Here is a 6,000-nt window from a genome sequence, read left to right as displayed (position 1 = left end):
CTCCGATACTTACAATGTTTGTTAATAGGAAGTTTAATAAAAAAGTAATAGAAAGGTAAAGAATCGTCATTGCGAGCAGGCATTGTTGCTTGGGCCGGCTTTATTGTCATTGCGAGTGGCTGTAGCCTGCATGACAATCTCAGGATTTTGGCATGAGATTGCTTCATCAAAATTTTCAATTTTTCCTCACAATGACGTTTTTAAGCCATAACGAGAATAGTTTATGCTAAAAGAAGAAGACAAAATTTTTACTAACCTGCATGGGCAGCAAAGCCATGATTTGAAATCTAGCAAGAAGCGAGGCGATTGGGAGAATACTAAAGCTTTGCTTGATAAAGGTAGAGATTTCATCGTTGAAGAGGTTAAGAAATCAGGGCTTAGAGGGCGAGGAGGTGCTGGATTTTCTACCGGTATGAAATGGTCATTTATGCCTAAAAATTTAGAGAAGTCTTGCTATTTAGTAGTAAATGCCGACGAGTCTGAGCCTGGCACTTGTAAGGATCGTGATATATTAAGGTTTGAGCCGCACAAATTAATAGAAGGTTGCTTGCTTGCAAGCTTTGCTATAGGAGCGAATAATTGTTATATCTATATTAGAGGTGAGTTTTATAATGAAGCCTCTAATATTCAGCGTGCCTTAGATGAAGCCTATAAAGAAGGGTTAATAGGAAAGAATTCTTGCGGTTCGGGCTTTGAGTGTAATATTTATTTACATCGTGGGGCGGGTGCTTATATTTGTGGCGAAGAAACGGCATTGCTTGAAAGCTTAGAGGGCAAAAAAGGTATGCCTCGTTTAAAGCCGCCTTTTCCTGCCGGCTTTGGGTTATATGGCTGTCCGACTACTATAAATAATGTTGAGTCTATCGCAGTAGTGCCAACCATTTTAAGACGAGGAGCTAGCTGGTTTGCTGGTATAGGTAAACCTAACAATACGGGAACTAAGATTTTCTGCATATCAGGGCATGTTAACAAGCCTTGTAATGTTGAGGAAGCAATGGGCATTTCGTTAAAAGAATTGATTGAGAAATATGCGGGTGGTGTTCGTGGTGGATGGGATAATCTTAAAGCCATAATCCCGGGCGGTTCTTCCGTGCCTTTACTTCCTAAGTCATTATGTGAAGTGGATATGGATTTTGATAGTTTAAGAACAGCAGGTTCTGGACTTGGTACAGGCGGTATTATAGTTATGGATCAATCTACCGATATTATTTATGCAATAGCAAGGCTTAGTAAATTTTACATGCATGAATCTTGCGGGCAATGTACTCCTTGCCGTGAGGGTACAGGCTGGATGTGGCGAGTTATGATGCGGCTAGTTAAAGGTAATGTCACAAAATCTGAGATAGACGAACTCCTTAACGTTACGAAAGAAATAGAGGGGCATACTATCTGTGCTTTAGGTGATGCGGCAGCTTGGCCGATTCAAGGGCTGATACGCCATTTTAGAAGCGAGCTTGAGGCAAGGATAAAGAGTTATAGTGTGGTTTGACTTTTTATAGTCATTGCGAGGAGATATTGCCTGCGTGGATACTAAGCCGTCATTGCGAGCGGCTGAAAGGAGTGTGGTAATCTCATGCAATAATAACAAACTCCTGAGATTGCTTCATCAATTACTTTGTAATTTCCTCGCAATGACGATTCCAATTTATAAATAATTAAGAGATTATGCAAACAGATAATACAAAATCAAACACTAATAAAACATCTAAGCAAGAGTGGGGGTCTTTTGCTTTTGTAATATGTATCGCTTTACTTATTAGAATACTTATTATGGAGCCGTTTACCGTTCCAACTGGGTCTATGAAAGCAACAATACTTGAGAATGACTATATATTTTCTACGAAATATAGTTATGGTTATAGTAATTATTCTTTATCTTTTTTTGATTTTATTCCTCTTTTTAAAGGGCGAATATTTGCTCGTGAACCGGATCGTGGCGATATTGTAGTTTTTCGTCCGCCTAACGATATGAGTGTTAGATATATAAAGCGTTTAATAGGGCTACCCGGCGATAAAATTCAATTGATTGATGACGTAATATATATTAACGACAAAAAAATAGAACGCACGGAAGTTGGAACTTATATAAGCGAAGAGGGAATAAAATATTTAAAGTTTAAAGAAACACTGCCAAACGGTAGAACATATTTTTCTTATAAGCTTGCTCCTATTTATGGCGTTATATATAATGATAGATACGGTAATACGGATGTTTTTTATGTACCTGAAGGGAAATATTTCTTTTTAGGGGATAATAGAGATCAGTCAAATGATAGTAGAGTAACTCTTGGATTTGTACCGTTTGAAAATTTTATTGCTAAAGCACAATTTATTTGGTTCTCAACAAAAATAACTTGGTGGGATAATGATATAGGAGTTATTAATCTAGTACTAAAGTTAAAGCCATGGATTGAATCTGTTAGGTTAAATCGAATTTTCAAAAATCTTTATAACACGGATGCGTAATGGAATCATTTGAGAAGTTAGAAAAGCTACTTAGCTATAGTTTCAAAAATAAAGAGCTTTTAATAGAGGCGTTAAGTCACCCGTCTTTAAGGCAACATCACGAGTACAAGGATGATAAAGATTATGAACGATTAGAATTTCTAGGTGATGCCGTATTAAATTTAGTAATCACAGAAATTTTATTTAGAAATTTTGCAAATTATAATGAGGGGAATTTAGCTAAAATTAGATCATATTTGGTTTGCAAAGAAACAATATGCATGGTTGGAGCTAAACTTACTTTAAAAAATTATATAATTATGACTCATGGCGAAGAAGTAGCAGGCGGGCGTGATAATCTTAATAATATAGAAAATGCCACGGAAGCTTTAATTGCAGCTATATATCTTGATAGCAATATTGAAACAACCCATGATATTATCGAGAAGTTATGGGCAGAATTTATAAAAGTTCAGAATTTAACGGATTATGACCCAAAAACTGCTTTACAAGAATGGGCTCAAGCTAGTGATCATCACCTACCTATATATCGTCTGATAAAAAGAGAAGGAGCCTCCCATTCATCGACTTTTACGGTTCTTGTAAAAGTAAAAGATTATGAACAAACAGGCACTGGTCACACAATAAAAGAAGCAGAGAAAAACGCAGCACGCAGCTTATTGCATAGACTTAAAAATGACTAATAGACATCTTGCCAAATTCGCTTATAGAGAGGAATTTAAAGGAGACACGGAAGCACTTGTCGCCGCAGTACGTGAGGATACGAGTACTGGATCGACGTCTAAATTACCTCTAGAAGTGAAGTTTGGGAAGATGTCTAATCAGAAAACGGTATCGGTTTGTATAATCGGGCGACCTAATAGCGGAAAATCAACTTTATTAAATAGAATAATCGGTGAGAAGCTTTCAATCGTTACCCAAAAAGTTCAAACTACTAGGTCAATTATTACCGGTATTATTACCTTAAAAGATACACAGGTAATTTTATACGATACGCCCGGTATATTTGAGCCGAAAGGGAGTTTAGAGAAAGCAATGGTAAGATGTGCGTGGTCTAGTTTGTATAGTGCGGATTTAGTTCTGTTAATTATTGATAGTCTGAAGTCGTGTGATGATATAACGCATAATATTTTAGATAAGCTTCGCTCACTTAATATTATTCCGATATTTTTATTGAACAAAATAGACATCGAATCAAAATATCTAAATGACATTAAAGCTTTTTTAACAGAAAATTATCCTGATAGCTTGCTTTTGCCTATATCTGCTTTATCAGGCAAAAATATTGATGGATTACTTGAATATATAACAAGTAAGGCCAAAATTTCTCCTTGGCTTTATGCGGAAGACGACATAACGGATTTACCTATGCGTTTTATTGCAGCAGAAATTACAAGAGAGCAGTTATTTTTAAATTTGCAGAAAGAACTCCCTTATAAATTAACCGTACAAACCGAAAAATGGGAAGATCTTAAAGACAAATCCGTAAAGATTAATCAAGTTATAGTAGTTTCAAGAGAGAGCTATAAAACTATAATACTCGGTAAAAACGGCTCTAAAATCAAAGAAATAGGAGCAAAATCCCGAATGCAAATGGAGAGGTTTTTTGGATTTCCTGTTCATTTATTTTTATTCGTTAAGGTGCGTGAGCTGTGGGAGAATAATCAAGAATTTTATCAGTATATGAAGATATAAAGCTGTCACCCTGTGGCTTGACAGGCTTTGTTGGATCGTTTTCGATGTCATCCCCCCAAAAGCGGGAATGACATAAAAGCCATATAATAATGCCAATAAAAATAACATTAAATAATCATGATAATACTTGGGATTGATCCGGCACTTGGGAGTCTTGGATGGGCAATAGTGGCAAAGGAGACCGCACAGTTGAAATATTTAGCTAGTGGTATTATTAGAACAAATAGTAAGGATGCAATTCATCATAGACTTGCTTTTATTAATAGTACATTAGAAAAAGTAATATTAGAATATCAACCAAATATGGCAGCGATTGAAGAAACATTTGTTAATACTAATAGCGTGACTTCTTTAAAGCTTGGATATGCTAGAGGGGCGATAATGTCGCTGATCGGTAGATATAATTTGGACATGCGCGAGTTTAAGCCAAATACGGTAAAAAAAACCGTAACAGGATATGGGCATGCAGAGAAAGACCAAATGTTGCATATGATAAAGCTTTTGCTGTCTGGCACTGCCTTAATTACCAATTCTGATGAAGCTGACGCCGTAGCGATTGCCTATACCTGCTTAGTTACAAAAAATTATTAAAATGAATCCAATAATAATATTAGTTGCCCCGCAAATGGGTGCGAATATCGGTGCTACTGCAAGAGCAATGAAGAATTTTGGCTTAAATGAGCTTAGAATCGTGGCTCCAAGGGATGGCTGGCCTAATGAGCAAGCACGTAGTAATGCAGTCGGAGCGGTTAATATTATAGATCATGCAAAAATTTTTGATAGCCTAGAGGATAGCATTAAAGACCTCGAATATTTATATGCTACTACTTGCATTAAAAGGGCTATGAATAAAGATTATGTATTTTCACAAAATTTACCTTTAGATTATCCAAATTCTGAAAAAGTCGGGATAATGTTCGGACGGGAAAATAATGGGCTTAGCAACAAAGAAATCGCATTTGCTAATAAGATTATCACTATTAATACAACCGAATTTAGCTCATTAAACATTGCTCAAGCGGTTATTATTATATGCTATGAGTTGTTGCGTAATTCTACGTCCAGAGAGGATGTACATAACATTCAAAAATTAGCTACTAAAGAAGAAATAGAGCATTTTTTAGTAAATTTATTCGGCAAACTCGATAAAGCCGGATTCTTTAAGGCTCCCGACAAAAAAACTGCTATGCAACAAAAGATCACTAATATATTTACACGTATAAATAGTCTCTCTTCCCCTGAAGTCCAAATTCTCCAAGGTATTATTAAATCTTTAAATCAATGATATTTAGTAATTTCTTAAGTTCAGGAACATAATTTCTTATTCGGTTATATATTTCATCAGCAAGCTTTTTATCGTAAGTATAAGATATCATATTACGATCAGTAAGCATATAAATCCATAAACTCTCATTATTTATAATACCGGCAACAAAAGCTTCCTTTATCACTTCTTTAGGATAGTGAAGAAATGTGCCTTTTTGAGAAAAATATTCTTTTAAAAACTTCTAAGCGAGTTCAAAAGTAAATTCAAATCTTTGTATAGTGGCATCAATATAAGCCCTATCTTCTGTTGTCGGTTTAAAATAAATATCTTCAAGCATCATAAAAGCTTTACGAAATTTTTCAAGTTTAAGGTTTATTTTTGACATATATAATTTTTTTTCTTTTAATATATTTTTATAAAGTTCAGAGCTTATTTTAGTACTTTCAAACCTTACACAATCTATTTTTAAAAGCGTGTCAGCATTCTCTATAATAGACATAACTTCTAGCCATTCTTGATCTTGGAATATTAGGGCAGTGCAATATCAATATCAGAACGCTCATCATTATCCC

General features: G+C 35.2%; 8 protein-coding genes. 6 read left to right on the top strand and 2 right to left on the bottom strand.

Going from position 1 to position 6,000, the window contains the following annotated elements:
- Nucleotides 1-223: 223 nt before the first annotated feature.
- The 6 genes from nuoF (at nt 224) to BG75_RS01790 (ending at nt 5,446) form a co-directional block, all read left to right on the top strand.
- Complete coding sequence (nuoF, locus tag BG75_RS01815) at nt 224-1,489, top strand: NADH-quinone oxidoreductase subunit NuoF (protein ID WP_062811228.1); 1,266 nt, start codon at nt 224-226, stop codon at nt 1,487-1,489.
- 176 nt (nt 1,490-1,665) lie between these two features.
- Nucleotides 1,666-2,466, top strand: a complete 801-nt coding sequence (lepB, locus tag BG75_RS01810) for a signal peptidase I (RefSeq protein ID WP_062811227.1) — start codon at nt 1,666-1,668, stop codon at nt 2,464-2,466.
- On the top strand, nt 2,466-3,149 hold the full coding sequence (gene rnc / locus BG75_RS01805) for a ribonuclease III (protein ID WP_062811226.1): 684 nt from the start codon (nt 2,466-2,468) through the stop codon (nt 3,147-3,149). The genes lepB and rnc overlap by 1 nt, the downstream gene beginning before the upstream one ends.
- Nucleotides 3,142-4,161, top strand: a complete 1,020-nt coding sequence (gene era, locus BG75_RS01800; RefSeq protein WP_062811225.1) for a GTPase Era — start codon at nt 3,142-3,144, stop codon at nt 4,159-4,161. The genes rnc and era overlap by 8 nt, the downstream gene beginning before the upstream one ends.
- A gap of 117 nt (nt 4,162-4,278) precedes the next feature.
- On the top strand, nt 4,279-4,752 hold the full coding sequence (gene ruvC / locus BG75_RS01795; protein ID WP_062811224.1) for a crossover junction endodeoxyribonuclease RuvC: 474 nt from the start codon (nt 4,279-4,281) through the stop codon (nt 4,750-4,752).
- Nucleotide 4,753: 1 nt separating this feature from the next.
- Nucleotides 4,754-5,446, top strand: coding sequence for an RNA methyltransferase (locus BG75_RS01790; protein WP_062811223.1), 693 nt, complete (start codon nt 4,754-4,756; stop codon nt 5,444-5,446).
- Here the strand turns inward: BG75_RS01790 and BG75_RS09460 are convergent.
- Nucleotides 5,427-5,612 (bottom strand): HI0074 family nucleotidyltransferase substrate-binding subunit, encoded by a 186-nt coding sequence (locus BG75_RS09460; RefSeq protein ID WP_062811222.1) that lies wholly within the window; start codon nt 5,610-5,612, stop codon nt 5,427-5,429. The two genes, BG75_RS01790 and BG75_RS09460, sit on opposite strands and share 20 nt — an antisense overlap.
- A 57-nt stretch (nt 5,613-5,669) precedes the next feature.
- A complete protein-coding gene (locus BG75_RS09455) occupies nt 5,670-5,927 on the bottom strand; it encodes a nucleotidyltransferase (protein WP_062811221.1) in 258 nt (85 codons plus the stop codon).
- Between the last annotated feature and the right edge of the window lie 73 nt (nt 5,928-6,000).

The sequence above is a fragment of the Rickettsia endosymbiont of Proechinophthirus fluctus genome (genome assembly GCF_001602635.1).
GTDB classification, from domain to species: domain Bacteria; phylum Pseudomonadota; class Alphaproteobacteria; order Rickettsiales; family Rickettsiaceae; genus Rickettsia; species Rickettsia rickettsii.
This window is presented reverse-complemented; position numbering and strand designations above follow the sequence as displayed.

Excerpts from the sequence above, each read along its gene's own strand:
- nuoF (WP_062811228.1), top strand. The coding sequence starts at position 224 with ATGCTAAAAGAAGAAGACAAAATTTTTACTAACCTGCATGGGCAGCAA.
- lepB (WP_062811227.1), top strand. The coding sequence starts at position 1,666 with ATGCAAACAGATAATACAAAATCAAACACTAATAAAACATCTAAGCAA.
- rnc (WP_062811226.1), top strand. The coding sequence starts at position 2,466 with ATGGAATCATTTGAGAAGTTAGAAAAGCTACTTAGCTATAGTTTCAAA.
- era (WP_062811225.1), top strand. The coding sequence starts at position 3,142 with ATGACTAATAGACATCTTGCCAAATTCGCTTATAGAGAGGAATTTAAA.
- ruvC (WP_062811224.1), top strand. The coding sequence starts at position 4,279 with ATGATAATACTTGGGATTGATCCGGCACTTGGGAGTCTTGGATGGGCA.
- BG75_RS01790 (WP_062811223.1), top strand. The coding sequence starts at position 4,754 with ATGAATCCAATAATAATATTAGTTGCCCCGCAAATGGGTGCGAATATC.
- BG75_RS09455 (WP_062811221.1), bottom strand. The coding sequence starts at position 5,927 with ATGTCTATTATAGAGAATGCTGACACGCTTTTAAAAATAGATTGTGTA.